The 15,144-nt window shown below is 66.4% G+C and carries 14 protein-coding genes and 2 pseudogenes; 7 read left to right on the top strand and 9 right to left on the bottom strand.

Annotation, left to right across the window (positions count from 1 at the left end; genetic code table 11):
- Entirely contained in the window at nt 1–1,383 is a 1,383-nt protein-coding gene (mycP, locus tag A5784_RS04960) for a type VII secretion-associated serine protease mycosin (RefSeq protein WP_232005938.1), read from the top strand.
- Nucleotides 1,384–1,430: 47 nt separating this feature from the next.
- Here mycP and A5784_RS04955 read toward each other — a convergent pair whose 3' ends face one another.
- The 9 genes from A5784_RS04955 to A5784_RS04915 form a co-directional block, all read right to left on the bottom strand.
- Nucleotides 1,431–1,727, bottom strand: coding sequence for a hypothetical protein (locus A5784_RS04955; protein ID WP_064942906.1), 297 nt, complete (start codon nt 1,725–1,727; stop codon nt 1,431–1,433).
- Between the two features lie 20 nt (nt 1,728–1,747).
- Complete coding sequence (locus tag A5784_RS04950) at nt 1,748–2,017, bottom strand: WXG100 family type VII secretion target (RefSeq protein ID WP_036424881.1); 270 nt, start codon at nt 2,015–2,017, stop codon at nt 1,748–1,750.
- Between the two features lie 81 nt (nt 2,018–2,098).
- Complete coding sequence (locus A5784_RS04945) at nt 2,099–2,917, bottom strand: ESX secretion-associated protein EspG (protein ID WP_064942904.1); 819 nt, start codon at nt 2,915–2,917, stop codon at nt 2,099–2,101.
- Entirely contained in the window at nt 2,914–3,987 is a 1,074-nt protein-coding gene (locus A5784_RS04940; protein ID WP_064942902.1) for a PPE domain-containing protein, read from the bottom strand. Before A5784_RS04940 ends, A5784_RS04945 begins: the two co-directional genes overlap by 4 nt.
- A gap of 31 nt (nt 3,988–4,018) precedes the next feature.
- On the bottom strand, nt 4,019–4,312 hold the full coding sequence (locus A5784_RS04935; protein ID WP_064942900.1) for a PE family protein: 294 nt from the start codon (nt 4,310–4,312) through the stop codon (nt 4,019–4,021).
- A 36-nt stretch (nt 4,313–4,348) separates the two neighbouring features.
- The gene (locus A5784_RS04930) at nt 4,349–5,671 is read right to left on the bottom strand and encodes a hypothetical protein (protein WP_156750375.1); all 1,323 of its coding nucleotides are present in this window, start codon (nt 5,669–5,671) and stop codon (nt 4,349–4,351) included.
- An 8-nt stretch (nt 5,672–5,679) separates the two neighbouring features.
- Nucleotides 5,680–5,973 carry a hypothetical protein gene (locus A5784_RS04925; protein WP_064942897.1) on the bottom strand — a complete coding sequence of 98 codons (294 nt, stop codon included), beginning with the start codon at nt 5,971–5,973 and terminating at the stop codon, nt 5,680–5,682.
- 217 nt (nt 5,974–6,190) lie between these two features.
- The gene (locus A5784_RS04920; protein WP_064942895.1) at nt 6,191–6,532 is read right to left on the bottom strand and encodes a YbaB/EbfC family nucleoid-associated protein; all 342 of its coding nucleotides are present in this window, start codon (nt 6,530–6,532) and stop codon (nt 6,191–6,193) included.
- A complete protein-coding gene (locus A5784_RS04915; protein WP_232005937.1) occupies nt 6,529–6,849 on the bottom strand; it encodes a hypothetical protein in 321 nt (106 codons plus the stop codon). Before A5784_RS04915 ends, A5784_RS04920 begins: the two co-directional genes overlap by 4 nt.
- A 567-nt stretch (nt 6,850–7,416) precedes the next feature.
- On the opposite strand from A5784_RS04915, the pseudogene A5784_RS04910 reads away from it, so the two are divergent.
- From A5784_RS04910 to A5784_RS04885, 6 genes and pseudogenes are all read left to right on the top strand, one after another.
- Nucleotides 7,417–8,352 (top strand): annotated as a pseudogene (locus tag A5784_RS04910) (MinD/ParA family ATP-binding protein); the annotation flags it as partial.
- 22 nt (nt 8,353–8,374) lie between these two features.
- Nucleotides 8,375–10,198, top strand: a complete 1,824-nt coding sequence (gene eccA / locus A5784_RS04905) for a type VII secretion AAA-ATPase EccA (protein ID WP_064942891.1) — start codon at nt 8,375–8,377, stop codon at nt 10,196–10,198.
- Nucleotides 10,199–10,209: 11 nt separating this feature from the next.
- Nucleotides 10,210–11,343, top strand: a pseudogene (locus tag A5784_RS04900) (MinD/ParA family ATP-binding protein); the annotation flags it as partial.
- A gap of 167 nt (nt 11,344–11,510) precedes the next feature.
- A complete protein-coding gene (locus A5784_RS04895) occupies nt 11,511–11,801 on the top strand; it encodes a hypothetical protein (protein ID WP_064942887.1) in 291 nt (96 codons plus the stop codon).
- 2 nt (nt 11,802–11,803) lie between these two features.
- Entirely contained in the window at nt 11,804–14,095 is a 2,292-nt protein-coding gene (locus A5784_RS04890) for a TPR repeat domain-containing protein (RefSeq protein WP_064942885.1), read from the top strand.
- Between the two features lie 44 nt (nt 14,096–14,139).
- The gene (locus tag A5784_RS04885) at nt 14,140–14,976 is read left to right on the top strand and encodes an SDR family oxidoreductase (RefSeq protein WP_064942883.1); all 837 of its coding nucleotides are present in this window, start codon (nt 14,140–14,142) and stop codon (nt 14,974–14,976) included.
- Nucleotides 14,977–15,144: the final 168 nt, after the last annotated feature.

Genomic DNA, 15,144 nt, shown 5'->3' with positions numbered 1-15,144 from the left:
GTGCGCCGGAGACTGGGCCGACGGATCTTCGGTGTGCTGGCCGTGCTGGCCATCGTCGGATCTCTCGACGCCCCAGCGGCATTCGCCGTCGATCCCCCTGTGGTTCCTCCCGGACCGCCACCGGCCGGGCCGGTTGCCCCCGCCGACCCCACCGAGCAGAAGACGGTGTGTGCGGTCACCGGCACGCGGCCGGGCACCGACTACACAATGGCCCCGATCGCGGAGGCGATGCTCCGGTACCGGGACGCCTGGGCGTACTCGACAGGTGCCGGTCAGAAGGTCGCGGTCATCGACACGGGTGTCAATCCCAATCCGCGACTGCCTGCGCTGGAGCCCGGCGGCGATTACGTGTCGGGCGGGGACGGGCTGTCCGATTGCGACGCACACGGCACACTCATCGCGGGAATCATCGCGGCCAAGCCCAGTGTGACCGACGCGTTCGCGGGGGTGGCGCCCGACGCCGCGATTCTGTCGATCCGGCAGAACAGTGCCTCGTTCGCGGTCAGAGGATTCGGGCAGCAGGAGGATCGCAACGCGGTCTCCCCGGGCACCGGGCCTGCCGGCTACGGTAACACCCACACGCTGGCACTCGCGGTGACCCGGGCGGTCGACCTTGGCGCCACCGTCATCAACATGTCCGAATTGGCCTGTGCGCCTGCATCGGTCGGCGTCGACGACGCCGACCTGGGCCGAGCGCTGCGATACGCCTTCGAACGCAACGTGGTGGTGGTCGCGGCGGCGGGCAATCTCGACAAGCAGGGTCCGTGCGCAACCCAGAACACGATGACGGACCCGAACCTGCCGGTGCAGACCGCGTGGCGCACGGTGCGTACGGTGGCCAGCCCGGCGTGGTTCACCAATTATGTGCTGACCGTGGCAGCCCTCTCCCCCTACGGTGAGCCGTCGGATTTCAGCCTGCACGGCCCGTGGATACAGGTGGCGGCTCCAGGTGAGCAGGTCGTGTCGCTCAACCCTGTCGGCCCGGGTCTGACGAATGCCATCGTGGGTCAGCAAGGTTTGGCGCCGCTCAACGGAACCAGTTATGCGGCACCGTATGTCGCGGGCCTCGCCGCGTTGATCCGGGCCAGGTTCCCGCAACTGACCGCGGCACAGGTGATGGACCGGATCAAACGGACCGCCCATACTCCTGGCCCGGGGCCGAATATCGCGACGGGCTACGGATTGATCGACCCGGTCGCGGCGTTGAGTGCCAGCCTGCCCGCGGAGCCGGCGGTGCCACGGTCCGAAGCGCCGATCGCCGGACCATCGACGCCTGATCCCGTCAGTACGCGCGCTCGGACGATCTCGTTCATCGTCGCAGGCGGATGTGTGACCGCAATGGTTTTCGCGTGGGCGGTGTCCGTCGCTTACCGCAGGAGATAGCACGAACGGGGCGTTCGGCCATCGCCGAACGCCCCGCTCGGGGTGACTCAGAAATCCGCGGCGTTGGCGCGGTCCAGCGCTGCCATGAGGTCCTGCTGGTCGCGGCCGCGGTGGTTGCCCGCGGTCATCTCCTGCACTGCGGACTCCATGACGCTGGCGAGCTGCTGGTGTGCACTCTGCAGGGCCTGGGCACCCTGACCCTCGTACACGCTGTAGAGCACCTTGAACACGGTGTCGACCTCCTGCTGCAGGGCCCGGGCGTCGGACAGGCCCGAGTCTAGGCTGTCGAGGTGCATGTGGTTCTGGCCGAAGTCGTACTTGATGGTGCTGCCGTCGAATGACATGGGAGTTCCTGCTTTCCGGTCTAGGCCTGATCGGCGTTGGCGATGCTGTGGATGTGGGTCTTGCCCTTTTCGGCGATGTTGGTCAGCGTCTGGATCAGCGCGTTGTACTCGTCATGCTGCTGGGTCTTCATGCTGCTGAACTTGCCTGCCGCAACGCCGTTCCACGGGCCGCTGACCATGGTCTCGGTCTCGCCGGTCATCTTGGCGACAATGCTGCGGGCCCGGCCCATGGCCTCATCGATCTGGGTGATCTTGGCTGCTGCTTCCTGAGGGGTGAGTGCTACGACCATCTGATGGTTCTCCTGTCTCGTCCTGAGTTGTGCTACCCGATGCGATTTCGTAGGTCTGTGTGGTGTCAACGCACTCGTCGGCTACTGGGCGGCCTCCCCCCACCCGGTCGGCGCCAGCTCGGCGAGTTGGGAAACCGACTGTGCCACACGGTGGTCCGATCCGGGCTTGATAGTGGTCCACAACTGACCGGTCGGCGACAGACTAGGTGCGCAGACCAGCCTGCCGCGCTTGGTGTAAAAGACGGCGACGGCTCCGGGCGTCCGGACCACCCGATCAGTCGACGGATCCAGTGCGTGGCAGACGATCTCGCCGAACGCCAGCCGTGACGCGAACGCGGCACCGAGCGTCAGGGCCACCTGCTGGCCCGCGCCGAGCGCACGCAGCCGGTCGGTCAGAAAAGTTTCGTCGTGCCCCCCGTTGAGGCACTCGGCGAGTTCATCGGTGGGCGCGCCGAATCCGTCGACCGCGGCAGGCTCGGCAGCGGGCAGCTCGGCGGTCACCGCGCGGATGAGCTCGGCCAGGCCGATCCGGGAGCCGAGCGGACGCAACGTCACCGCGTTTCCGATGCGGCGGGCAGAAACGCACATGCTGCCGGCTCGGGCGACACAGACCCTGGCCACACCGTCGGGCGTCACCAGACGCAGCGCCAGTTCGTGCGCCGGCCTGCGCAGGATCTGCACGAGCTCGGCCAGTTCGGGCAGCACGCCGCCGGCATGGAGGAAACCGCGCGACGTGAGGCTACGGCCGGCAGCGTCATAGGCCCGCTCGAGTGCGCCGATGGTGCCGTGCCGCGGTCGCATCGCCAACACCACCGGAAACTCGGCGATACCCAACCGGGTGCCGACAGCGTGAAGCTCGTCGTCGCTCAGCTCGAAAAGCGGTGCGGCCGGGGCGCTCATGAGTCGGGACTTTCGCCGCCGATGACCGCCGGTGCCACCCAACGGTGGGCGATCTGCTCCAGGGCGGGTGGGGTCTCGTCAGGCGTGTCGAGCTGAGGCACCGGATCGACGAGGCCGTCGAAAAGCGCGGTGTCGGTGGTCTGCAGCAGAATCGGCTCGTCGTTGACCTGAGCGGTGGGCAACCAAGATGGCGGGGTGGCCGAAAGGCCCGCACTCGCTTCGCCGCCGCCCTCGAGAGCTTCCGGTGGACGTTGCGACTCATAGTCGCGACCGCTGTCGTACCCGCGGCCCATGCCCGCCATCGGGGCGTAGGGTGCGCCGGCATACCCGGATGCCGACGCCGCGCTCACCGCGGACACCCGAGGTGAGGGCTGAACTTCTTTGGAGCCCACAATGTCCCGTGGGGTGCGCGGGCTCAGCGGCATCACGGGGGTGACGGGAGCAGAGCCGGCCGCCCCGCCGTGCGTCGATGCGCCCGGGCCGGAGGAACCGTCGTCGGCCTTCGGATCGGCACCGGGATGGCCGCCGTGGACGACCGACGGCGGTGATGGTTCGTCCCATGCGGTGGCCAGCGCAGCCGTGGTGTCCTCATACTGGTGCATGACCGCTGCGGCGTCGGCCTGCGTTGATGTTGCGGCGGCGTCGAATTCGGCGAACTGCCCACTGAGGACCGCGCCGTTGTAGGCCGCCAGCGAGGCCATCATGTCGCGTTGCGCCCGCGCCTCCACGGCCTCGCTGACAGTGGGCATGGACATGATCGCGGTGGTGGCGGCGACGGCGGCTTCCTCAGCGCGTTGCCCGTTGGCTGCGGCGTTGAGCGCCTTGGCCCGCAACCACTCCCCGAGCTGTTGCAGCCGGCTCAGCACCGCGGGAGTGTGGGCGCTGTCCCACGACATGCGTAGCCGGTCAAGGAGTTCGGTGTACTCATCGGCCGCCGCTGCAAAGCCGGTCGCAACGCGTTCCCAGGCGGCGCCCGCGTCGCCGACCGACGACGGCCCCGGACCGTCGGTGAGGTCGCGTGCCAACTGCTCGGCACTGCGCGACTCCCACACCACACCGGTGTAACCCACGTTGACGGAAACCCCTCGAATCGGCTGCCGGTCAGGCAGTGAACTCCGCGTCGGCGCCGATCACCTTGCCGGTGTTGGTGCGAAGGGCCGCAGCGATCTCCCGGAGTTCGGCGATGCCGGCCTCCGCGGACTCCGAGTACGACGCGTGGACGGTGTTCAACGTCGACGACGCCCGGGTCGACACTTCGTCACGACCTACCGGAACAGTGTCCAGGTGGGTTCGTTCGGCCTGCAGTAGATCGGTGAGGCGGCTTGCGATCGCATCCAGCCTTACGCTCACCTCGGTCAATTGCTCTGTCTCGATGGACAATCCGGACATCGTCATACCCCAATCAGTTGTGAATCCCGGCGATGCAGTCGATCACGAGCTCCTGGCGTTCACCGGCTCGGCTTCACCGATGACCGGCGGCGCTGCGGTCCCCAGGTCGCCGAGGATCTCGTCGCCGTGGTCGGTGGTGTGCAGGAACGCCGGTGCGGTGTGATGGCCGCCGGGGCGCCCGCCGGCGCCGTGGGTCATCGGCGCCATCGGGCTGCCCATCATCGGTGTACCGGTCAGACCCGCGCCGGTCCGGGTCGGTCCGACGGCACGTGCGGCGTCCTCGCTGACCGGCGGCACCGGCGGTGCGGACCGGGCGGCCAAGGTGGTCGCACCCAGCGCTGAGCCGCCGCCCGCGCCGCCGCCTCCGGCGCTACCGCCGCCAGAGGCGTGGGCGAGCCCCGCGGCGGTCGGCGCGATGGCCGGTGTCGCGGTCGCCAACGGATCGCCGAGAGCCTGCTTGGCCCCGGTACCGGCGAGCTGGGACGCCAGCTGCGACGCCGTCTGAGTGCCCTGTTGTGCGGCCTGGCTGACGCTGTTCATCAGCGCGGAAAGACCTTGGGAGCCACCGGATGACGATGCCGCGGCCGGCGCAGCAGACTGGGCTGCGCTGGTCGCGGCCGTCGTCGGTGCCTCGGTCACGGGTAACGCCCGCCCGGCTTGGGTGACCTGCGCGGTCTGACCGGACAGTTCGGATTGCAACTCGGTCATGGCCTCGACGGCCTGGGTCACGGCATCGGTTGCGGCGCTCACCACCGCCGCCCAACCCCACGGGAAGATGATGTTCGGGCCGATCGCGGCGAGCGTGGCCATGAACTGGTTGATGATCGCGATCAACCGCGCTTCGGTCTGACTGACCGCCGCGGCCGCCGCCGTCAGCGAGCCGCGCAGTGCCTGAGCCTGTGTACTGAGATCGGTCCCGTTCTTCATCGCCGCCACGGTCTTTGTGGCGGCGGAGGCAGCGCCCGCGCCTTCCCAGTTGCCGGTCAGGCTGCCCATTGCGGTGGACAGATTGCCCGACGACGCGTCGAAGGCCGTCGATATGCCCTGGAACATGGTCGTGGGGTCGAGCGCCTGAAACATGCCGGTGCCCAGTGTGCCGAGCGCGTCGGTGATGGGCTGGATGAGTGCGGTCGGATCCATCGGGCCCGCCGGTTGCGCCGGTGGCTGAGGGGGTGCGGCATCGGGTGCGGGGTAACCCAGCTGGGCAAGGATCTCGTGCACGGGCCGGTTGAGGTACTCGCGTAGGTTCTGTTCCTGAGCTGCTATCGCGGCACTCGCATCGAAACCCGGTAGCTGCTGGGCTAATTGAGCTGTCGGATGGTCGGACCCGGTGACCGCGACCATTGGCGCGGTAGTGGCACCCACAGCGACTCCTAGGCCGACGACGTTGAATCGGCAGCGGTCAGGGCAGTCTTGGCGGCTGTCGTGGTGCCGCTGATGCCGGCGTGAACCGCACCGACGAGCAGTGTGCCCGCCAGGTTGTTGGCCTGCGCTTGCCCGAACGCGGCCAGGTAGGTGGCTCCGATCGGGCCTATCGCCACCGCCGCTGCGGTCAGCATGGCAGCCGAATCAGCCGACCCGGCTGTACTGATGAGCTCGCCCGCGACGGCGTTCGCCGCGGCGAAGGCATCCATCCCCGCTGGGACAGCAGTCAAAGAAGAACTCACGCCAAAACTCCCCAAGTTTTGTTTCGTTCTGTGTGCAGCCGCACCGTTGCAGAGGGCGGTATCAGGGTGACACCCGGCCTCGAAGTCTAGCCCGTACCAGTCTCTTTGGCGAGATGCCGCCGTTAACCCGTTGTGCGCCAGATGAAGCGGAAGCGGTGCTGCTGCCGACGGGGGGTCCGTCCAAGCAAGCCCGCTGTGATGCGGGCCCGCACGCGATCTAGGTGGGGTTTCCGTTCGGCTCACCTGACGGGTCGGCCCGCAGTTCGTCGAACTCTGCCCGGAACTGTGCGACGAGTTGATCCCGCCGGGCCAACGCGGCTTTGGCCGCCGTCTGCCCAATGTTCACAATCAATTCAGATAAGTCGTTGGGGCTCAACTGCGTTGCTGCACTGCCCAGGGTGAGGTCGGTAAGCGCACCCATGGCGTCCACCTCCACCGACACCGCGCGGTTGCGGGTGGTGGCGCGGACTCGGATGGCATCGCAGTGCTCGTTGAGGCTGTGCAGCAGATCGCGTTGCCGCGCGATGCGGGCGACGACGCGGTCAGCCAGCCCGGTCACACCGACCTCAACCAGCTGTCGGGAAGAACCTCGTCGTCACGGTCGGCGGCAGCCTCGGCACGGTGCAGGTCATCTTCGGTGGCCAGCTGCAGGTTTCGGATGACGACGGGGTCGACATTCTGTGCGGTCAACTCGCGACGCCGGGCCACCTGAGCGCGTGCAGCGGCCAGGCGGCACAGCCCGAGGATCTCCTCGGCAAGCACTCGTGGGTCCTTGTTCATCTCGCGCGCGTCAATTTTGAGTGCCAGCGGCAGGCCGCGTTCGGTTGTGGTGACACTGATCCCGCCCGAGCGGGAGCGTGCAGACGGGAAATCCACCAGCGCGGCTCCTCGTGAAAGAGTTTGCTGCTAAGCCAGATTACGGCGATTCGCGCCGGATGCTCCCGGTGCGGTTGATTCAGTACGATACCAATCGGGCGCCGATCTACCACGTGGAAGGACCGGACAACGTTGGCCAATCACCATGGGGCGCCAGCCCAGCCGCCCTGGTTGCAGGGGTACCGGCCGCGCTCCAACGGGTCGCTGCCGGCGTTGCCCGCTGCCGACTTTGTCTCGGAAGTACCGGTCAGGGGCGATTCCGTCGAGAACCCGGAAGTTGCTGACACGCCTGTCAATTCGGGTAACGGGCAGCGAGACAAAACTGACGCAGATGCTGAATCTCCGGCGCCACAACCGCATTCATCAGCGGACGCGCATGACCCCGTCGAGGCCCGGGCCGCCGAGCTGCTGAGTCTGCTGGATCAGAACCGGTCGGCGGTTGACGCACCGGTCGATCAGGACGCGCAACGTCGCATCGACGTCCCGGCGCCGGACCCCACATACGGGCGCGTGGGAATCCCTGAGTGGGACGTACCGCGTTGGGAATCGTCGGCTACCAGCTACTCCCAGCAGTACATGCTTCGCCCCCTCGATGAGGCCGCCATCGCGAACCGCGACCGATTCGCTCCCCGGTCCGGATGGCGTCGCGCCATCTACCGGGTGAGTGCGGGGCGGGTCAATCCAGGTGACTCGGCGCGAGACCGTCGGCGCGACGAGGTGTATGCGCGCATCCGCCAACCCATCCGCGGTGATTTCCGGATCGCGGTGCTGTCCATCAAGGGTGGCGTTGGCAAGACCACGACCACCTTGGGGCTCGGCTCGGCCTTCGCGCGGATCCGCACGGATCGGGTGATCGCGGTAGATGCCAATCCCGATCGCGGCACGCTGGCACAGCGCGTCGACGATCCGTCCCGGGCCACGGTCCGTGACCTGCTGAGCGATCCGAACATCACCCGTTATTCGGATGTCCGTGCCTACACGCGGATGTCGGAGAGCCGGCTGGAGGTACTGGGCAGCCCGATCGACCCGGCGATCTCCGAGGCGTTCTGTGAGGTCGACTACCGCCGGACCATCGACATCCTGCAGAGCTACTACAACATCGTGCTCACCGACTGCGGCACCGGCATCATGCATTCGGCGATGGCGGGGGTCTTGGATCTGGCGCACGCCGTCGTCCTGGTGAGTTCGCCGGCCCTCGACGCTGCGCGCAGCGCTTCGGCGACACTGGAATGGCTGACCCAACACGGCTATTCGGGCTTGGCACAGGAATCACACCTGGTACTCAGCGCGGCGCGGCCCGGCGCGTCGGCCGTGCATATGGAGAAAGTTTACGAGCATTTCCAGTCCAGGTGCCGATCTGTTCACCTGATTCCGTTCGACTTCCATCTGGCCGAAGGTGGAGAAATCGACGTGGACTTGCTCAAGCCCGCGACCTTCGAGGCGTATGTCGAACTGGCCGGGGCTATTTCGGAGAAGTTCGGCCTGCTTCGGCCGAACGTCTGAACGACGACACAGTCAGGACGCCATGAGTGGACGCACCCGAGACGCGCAGCGGGTATTCGACGCGGGGGTTCTCTCGCTGGGGATCCCCATCAACGGGGTCGAGGCGGACCGCGACATCGAGTACGCGAAGTTGGCATTCGCCAGGGCCACCGAATACGACCCCGATATGTGCGATGCCTGGCTCGGTCGCGTTGCCGCAGGCGAATCGAATCCCGAGATCATCTATCACCTTTACCGCACCAGCACTTTGACGCTGTTCCGGGAACAGCGCAGGCTGGGACTGCCCGGCCGAGCACTGGCGGGCCGCTTCCAGACCAACCTCTACATCGACTACGACCTGAGTTCGTTCACCGAGATCTGGTTGGCGTACGCCGCGAGCATGATCGCCGGCCAAGATTACAGCGAAGCCGAACGCACGCTCGACGAGCTGGACCGCATCCGCACCAGAATGCCCGGCGGTGACGCGAACTCCACGGAAATCTGCCTGTATATCCGAGGCGTTCTTCACTTTCTGACCCAGCGCTGGCCGGATGTGCTTGCCACCCTGGCGAATTCGCCGAGCTTCACTGATGAGTTCATCGGGGCCGGTGCGAACATGATGGTGGGCAGCGCGTGTGCGCAGCTCGGACTGTTCGGCGAAGCGGTGCGTCGCCTCGAGCTCGCAGCCGCAGGCCCGATTCCCGCCGCGCGTCAAGCGTCCGAGTTCTGCCGCGCGCTCACCCTTCGTGAGATGGGGCGTGAGGACGACGCCAGGGCGGTGTTCGAACGGATCTACAGCGAGGATCCGAGCTTCACCGCGAACATCGCTGCGCTGCGCGACCCGAAATACCGGCTCGTCATCACTGATCAGGAGACCATCGACTCGCGCACCGACAGGTGGGATCCCAAATCGGCGCGCACCCGCGCCGAGGTTGCCGACGAAGACACCGCCGAGCGCCACGACGACTACTTGCGCCAGGCCCAGGACGAGCTGGACCGTCAGGTGGGACTGGCCGAGGTGAAGACCCAGGTCGCCAAACTCCGGTCGACGGCCAAGCTGGCGAAAGTCCGTGAGGACAAGGGGTTGAGCTCGGTGCCACGCAGCCTGCATCTGGCCTTCACCGGCCCGCCCGGCACCGGCAAGACCACCATCGCCCGTGTGATCGCCAAGATCTACTGCGGCTTGGGACTGCTGAAAACCTCGTCGGTGGTCGAGGCCACGCGTGCCGATTTCGTCGGCCAGCACCTCGGCAGCACCGCCATCAAGACCTCCGAACTCATCGATCGGGCGCTCGACGGGGTGCTGTTCATCGATGAGGCATACACGTTGATCCAGTCCGGTCTGGCGGGGGGCGACGCGTTCGGCCGGGAGGCCGTCGACACGCTGCTGGCCAGGATGGAGGACGACCGGGACCGGCTGGTCGTCATCATCGCCGGCTATGACCGCGAGATCGATCGCTTCCTCGCGGCCAATGAGGGCCTGTCGTCGCGCTTTTCGCGCCGGATCCGGTTCAACTCCTACAGCGCCACAGAACTCGGCGACATCGCTCAGATGATCGCCAAGGCGCGCGACTCCGAACTCACCGACGATGCCTACCAGGAGTTGATCCTGATCTGCCAGCAGTTGTGTGACACCGAGGCGATCGACCAGACCGGGGTGGCCCGGCGCGCCATCGACATTGCCGGGAACGGACGCTTCGTGCGCAACGTGGTCGAATCCGCCGAAGAGGAGCGGGCTTTCCGGCTCAGTGAGGATCCTGACGTCGATCTCGAGGCGCTCAGCGAAGACCTCCTGATGCGCATCGAACTCGCCGATATGCGGGCGGCGCTCAAGAACGTCCTCGAGATGCACAAGGCCGACGCATGAGCCACGAGTACGACGACCCGACGCGGCTGATCCCCCGCAATCTCGAGCAGGCAGGCACGTTCAGCCCGGACGATCCGACGCAATTCATCGTCCGGCCCGCCGGGCCACCGGCCCGCTACGTTCCCGCGCCGCCGGTTCCGTTGCAGACGCCGTTTGTCGCCGGACACCATCCAGGGGCGATGACCGGCCAACCGGACGTGCCGGGCCCGGAGCACCTGCGGTTGATCGCGCCGGTGCAGCGGCGGCCGACGCGCGGGTGGCGCAGGCTGGTGTACGCCTTGACCGGCGGGGCCATCAATCCGGGCGAATCCCCCCACGAGCGCAACCGGCGCGCGCTCGTCGCTCGGGTCAACCGGCAGGTGCGCGGGGACTATCGGATCGCGGTGCTCTCCCTCAAGGGCGGGGTCGGCAAGACCACCACCACGGTCGCTCTGGGTGCGACACTCGCGTCGGTGCGTGGCGACCGGGTGATCGCCGTCGACGCCAACCCCGATTTCGGGACGCTGGCTCAGCGCGGGCCGGACCAGACCCGGGCCACGGTGCGCGATCTGCTCGCCGACACGTCGATCCGGCGGTACTCCGACGTGCGGGCCTACACCTCGCAGAGTGAGAGCCGGCTGGAGATCATGGCCTCCGAGCGCGATCCGGCTGCCTCGGAGGCGTTCTCCGAAGATGACTACCGCCAGGTGATTTCGCTGCTGCAGCGGTTCTATAACATCATCCTCACCGATTGCGGCACGGGTCTCATGCATTCGGCGATGACCGGGGTTCTGGATGAGGCCAACGCCATCATCCTGGTGACGTCACCGGCCATGGACGGGGCCCGCAGCGCGTCAGGCACCCTGGACTGGCTGGCCCACCAGGGATACGAACATCTCGTGGCCAACGCCGTCGTCGTGGTCAGTTCCGCTCGCCCCGGCGCCACGTCGATGGATATCGAACAGCTGATGCAATATTTCCAAAGTCGTTCACGTGCTGTTCATTTCATCCCGTTCGACGATCATCTGGCCGAAGGGTCCGAAGTGGTCCTGAGCTTGATGAACCGCAAGACGCAGGACGCGTTCATCGAGTTGGCGGCGACGGTGGCCGACGCGTTCAGCTATCGCGATCACGGCCAATTCGTCCCGATCACCCCAGCCAGATGATGTACACCAGGCGCCGCGACTGTTGCACCCCAAAAGAATCGGAGACTACAGTTTCCGCTAGCGCTGTGCCGGGCGATCCCGCGGCGACCGTCCGAAGACCAACCCAACTCAGTACCAATACAACTCGGTAGGGGTCAGCTGTGACGTTGAAAGCGGATTTGGATCAAATGCGTACGGTCGCCGGTCACCTGGCGACGCTGGGTGCCGAGGTGACCGGGCTGAAATTCGGCCCGATGATGATGGGCACCGATTCCGCGGCACTGCAATCCGTCGGTGCCATGCAGCACATCCAGTACGACGTCCTGAACACGACGTTGATCCCGTCCTTCTCGGAGCGTCTCTCGGAGACGGGCGAGATCATGGTCAACTGCGCGGACAAGTTCAAGAACGCCGACGACACCAAGACGCTGGACATGGTGACCATGTTCAACAATGCCACCGGCAATTGGGGTGAATGACAGTGGGATTCACCAAGTCCCAGGTCCAGAACATGGACCCCAACGTCGTCTCCAACATCGCCGCCGGCTGGGACAAACTCGGCACAACGCTCGAGCAGAAGTTTGACTCGTACGTCTCACTGGTGAAAGACACTGCCAGCGGCGGCTATTGGGAGGGTAAGGCCGCCGAGGCCGCGCAGAACCGGGCCGGTGACGACCGCAAGGTCGCGGTGAAGCTGGTCGACGAGTTGCAGGGCGCTGCCAAGACGGCACGTGGCGTCGCCACCGATATCGGCACGGCCCGCACCACTGTCCTCAACAAGGTCATCGCCATCTCGGGGCAGCAGTTCACGGTCGGGGACAACTGGTCGGTGACCGACACGTCCGGCATCAAGGACACCGGGCAGCGTGCCGCGCTGGCCCGGCTGTACGCCGGTGAGCTCACCACGCTCGTCAACGCATTGGTGACAGCCGATTCCAACGGGGCCAAGACCATCAACGGGCTGGCAGCGAACCTGATCGCGAAGTTCACCAATCCGGCGTCGCTCAGCGGCCAGCAAGGGACCTCCGACGGTCAGGCTCTGCAGAGCGGGAAGATCCCGCCGGATGTGCTGCAGCGCCTCAAAGAAGCCGGCTCGCTGACCCCCGAGCAGCTCAAGGCACTGCAATCCGGTGAGCCCGTGGACATTCCGGCGTCGCAGATGGAGTACATCAACGCTCTGATGCGGTCGCTGGACGGCAAGTCACCCGAAGACATCGAGAAGCTGCTCAACGGGCTGCCCACCGATGCCCGCACCGGCATGGCCAACACGTTCCAGATCGCGTCCAACGGACGGGTGACGGCCTCGGTCGAGGGCAACGTCGACGTCCCGACCAACGGCGGCTTCAACCTGCTGCCGCAGAAGATGCGGGACTCGCTGACCCGTAAAGACCTGGTGCAGTACGGCTCTACCATGGCAGGCACCCAGAGCACCGGGTTCCCGATTCTCTTCAACACCATCAACGTCAACGGGGTCGGTACCAACCAGGCCATCGCCCGGATAGCGGGCATGGGTGACGCCAACATGCGGGCAGGCTCGAGCCTCGACGGCAAGGTCATGGATGTCGCGGGCCAGTACCTCGACGCGCAGGTGCGCGCCGAGACCGGCCCGAAGGACACGACGATGTTCTCCATCGACGGTCACGGCGCCGACCCGAAGAAGGAGCAGATCACCGAGCAGATGTTCCACGCGGTCGGCGACGACAAGTTCGCGGTCGCCGCGGCCGTGACCGATCCGCACACCGGTCAGCGGTTGGTCGGCGACATCTTCCAGCACGAGTGGCCCGACAACGGCAAGACCGTGTCCGAGTTGTTCCACACCACCGCCGACGATGCCGTCGCCAGGCCCGGTGATCCGGTGGACACCAAGAACGCTCAGCTGCACGGCCAGATCGCCGAAGCCACAGCCGATTACATGGCCGATCACAAGAAGGACCTGCTGCGGGTCCCGGGCTATCAGGACAAGATGTCGGCCGGTCAGCTCAATCCCGATCTGATGCGCAACCTCGCCGACGATCTGGCGCCGTACTACAGCACCTTCGCCGGGGCCGAAACCATCCCTGGCGTCCATCATTTCGAGCAGAAGAGCCAGCTGGCCAACATGTATGCGGTGCTGGCCAGCGACCCCGAGGCGGGTGTGAAGGCTGCCGGTTACACCTATGCGCAGGAGAATGCGCTCGCCGCGCAGTACGGCAGCGGCAACGGCGTGAGCACCTACGGTCAGCTCGCGGGGCAGATGCACAGCGCCCTGGTCGATGGCACGCTCGACGCGAAGACGACCATGGGTCAGAACGACGTCTACAACGCGCAGTGGCAGTACGCGGTGAACTCGGCGAACTTCGACACCGCGAAATCGGTGGCCACCACAGCATTTGACGCAGCCGGTATGAAACCGGCCAAGTGGGCGGTCGACATCATCGCGCCGCAGGCCAAGCTGGCGTTGATGGGCATCGTCGATCAGCAGGCGGTGACCAACCCGCAGAACGGCGTGCCGTACCAGCATGCGACCAACGAGGTCGACTCGAGCGTGACGATGCAGAACGTGCTCAACGGGCTGGAGAGCAAGGATCCCGCCGTCGTCAACGATCCGGCGCTGGCGTCCCTGCGGGAGACCGAGCCCGACGGTGATGTGCGGCTGGTGGTCCAGGGCCTGACCGAACAGGAGCTGCTCAAGGACCGGCTGAAGGCCGCCTACGGTATCGACCTGGAGCAATGGACCAACGAGTACGACGTCGGCGCGCGCGCCGGGGTGATCCAGAGCAAGTCGGGCAAGTAACTCCAGGCGTGACAGATCGGGCCGATTTCGTTACGGTCCGCGGTATGACTCGAGTGTCGGTGATCACCGGTGGTGCGGGCGGCATGGGCACGGCCACCGCCAAGATCGTCGGCCGGGATCACACCGTCGTCCTGTGCGATGTGCGGCAGGACCGGCTCGACGCCGCGCTATCTGAGCTCACCGACCTTGGCATCGTCGCCACCGCCGTCAACTGTGACGTCACCGACCGACAGGCGGTGGACGACCTGTTCGATACCGCGTCGGGACTCGGGTCGGTCGCTTCGGTGATCCACGCCGCAGGGGTGAGCCCCAGCATGGGCGACGGCGATTATGTGATGAGGACCAACGCGCTGGGCACCGTCAACGTCAACGAGGTCTTCTACGCCGCCGCCGTGCAGGGCGCCGCCATCGTCAACGTGGCGTCGATGGCCGCGCACCTGCTGCCCGACGAGTTGAGCCCGACCGGCCAGTTTCCGCTGGCGATGGTCGACGATGAGGCGTTCCTGAGCGGCATGGCCACCGCGTGCGGGATCGGCGGTGAGCAGGCCCGCTCCGGGCTTGCCTACGCGATCAGCAAGAACTTCGTGAAGTGGTACAGCTCATCGCAGGCCGAGCGGTTCAACTCCCGGGGGTTGCGCATCGTCTCGGTGTCCCCCGGATCGGTCGACACAGAGATGGGCCGGCTCGAGGAGCAGGCCGGTGCCGGCGCGATGGTCGCCGACGCCGCCGTGCCCCGGTGGGGCAAGCCCGAGGAGATGGCCGAACTGTTCGCGTTCTGCGTCAGCGAGCGGGCCGGCTACCTGACGGGCACCGATATCCTCAACGACGGTGGCGTCGTCGCCTCTGTGCGCGAACGCGCGCGACTCGCCCAAGCCGGGTAGACCGCTCGAAAGATGGGCACTTAGAGCGTGATCGACGGACCTTACCGCCGCGGCGACCAAACTTGTCGCGGTGGCCACCGTTTACAGAGATGAAACCCTCGAACTGTGAGCAACCTGGTGGCCTCGAGGTCCGGCGGTTAGCTGGGCCTTCTGACGAGATTGCTCCGA

The organism is Mycobacterium sp. 852013-50091_SCH5140682, from assembly GCF_001665685.1.
Lineage (GTDB): Bacteria > Actinomycetota > Actinomycetes > Mycobacteriales > Mycobacteriaceae > Mycobacterium.
Note: the sequence above shows the minus strand (reverse complement) of the source record. Positions and strands in the feature narration are given on the sequence as shown.

Coding starts and splice junctions, on each gene's coding strand:
- A5784_RS04955 (WP_064942906.1), bottom strand. CDS start 1,727: ATGTCATTCGACGGCAGCACCATCAAGTACGACTTCGGCCAGAACCAC.
- A5784_RS04950 (WP_036424881.1), bottom strand. CDS start 2,017: ATGGTCGTAGCACTCACCCCTCAGGAAGCAGCAGCCAAGATCACCCAG.
- A5784_RS04945 (WP_064942904.1), bottom strand. CDS start 2,917: ATGAGCGCCCCGGCCGCACCGCTTTTCGAGCTGAGCGACGACGAGCTT.
- A5784_RS04935 (WP_064942900.1), bottom strand. CDS start 4,312: ATGACGATGTCCGGATTGTCCATCGAGACAGAGCAATTGACCGAGGTG.
- eccA (WP_064942891.1), top strand. CDS start 8,375: ATGAGTGGACGCACCCGAGACGCGCAGCGGGTATTCGACGCGGGGGTT.
- A5784_RS04895 (WP_064942887.1), top strand. CDS start 11,511: ATGCGTACGGTCGCCGGTCACCTGGCGACGCTGGGTGCCGAGGTGACC.
- A5784_RS04885 (WP_064942883.1), top strand. CDS start 14,140: ATGACTCGAGTGTCGGTGATCACCGGTGGTGCGGGCGGCATGGGCACG.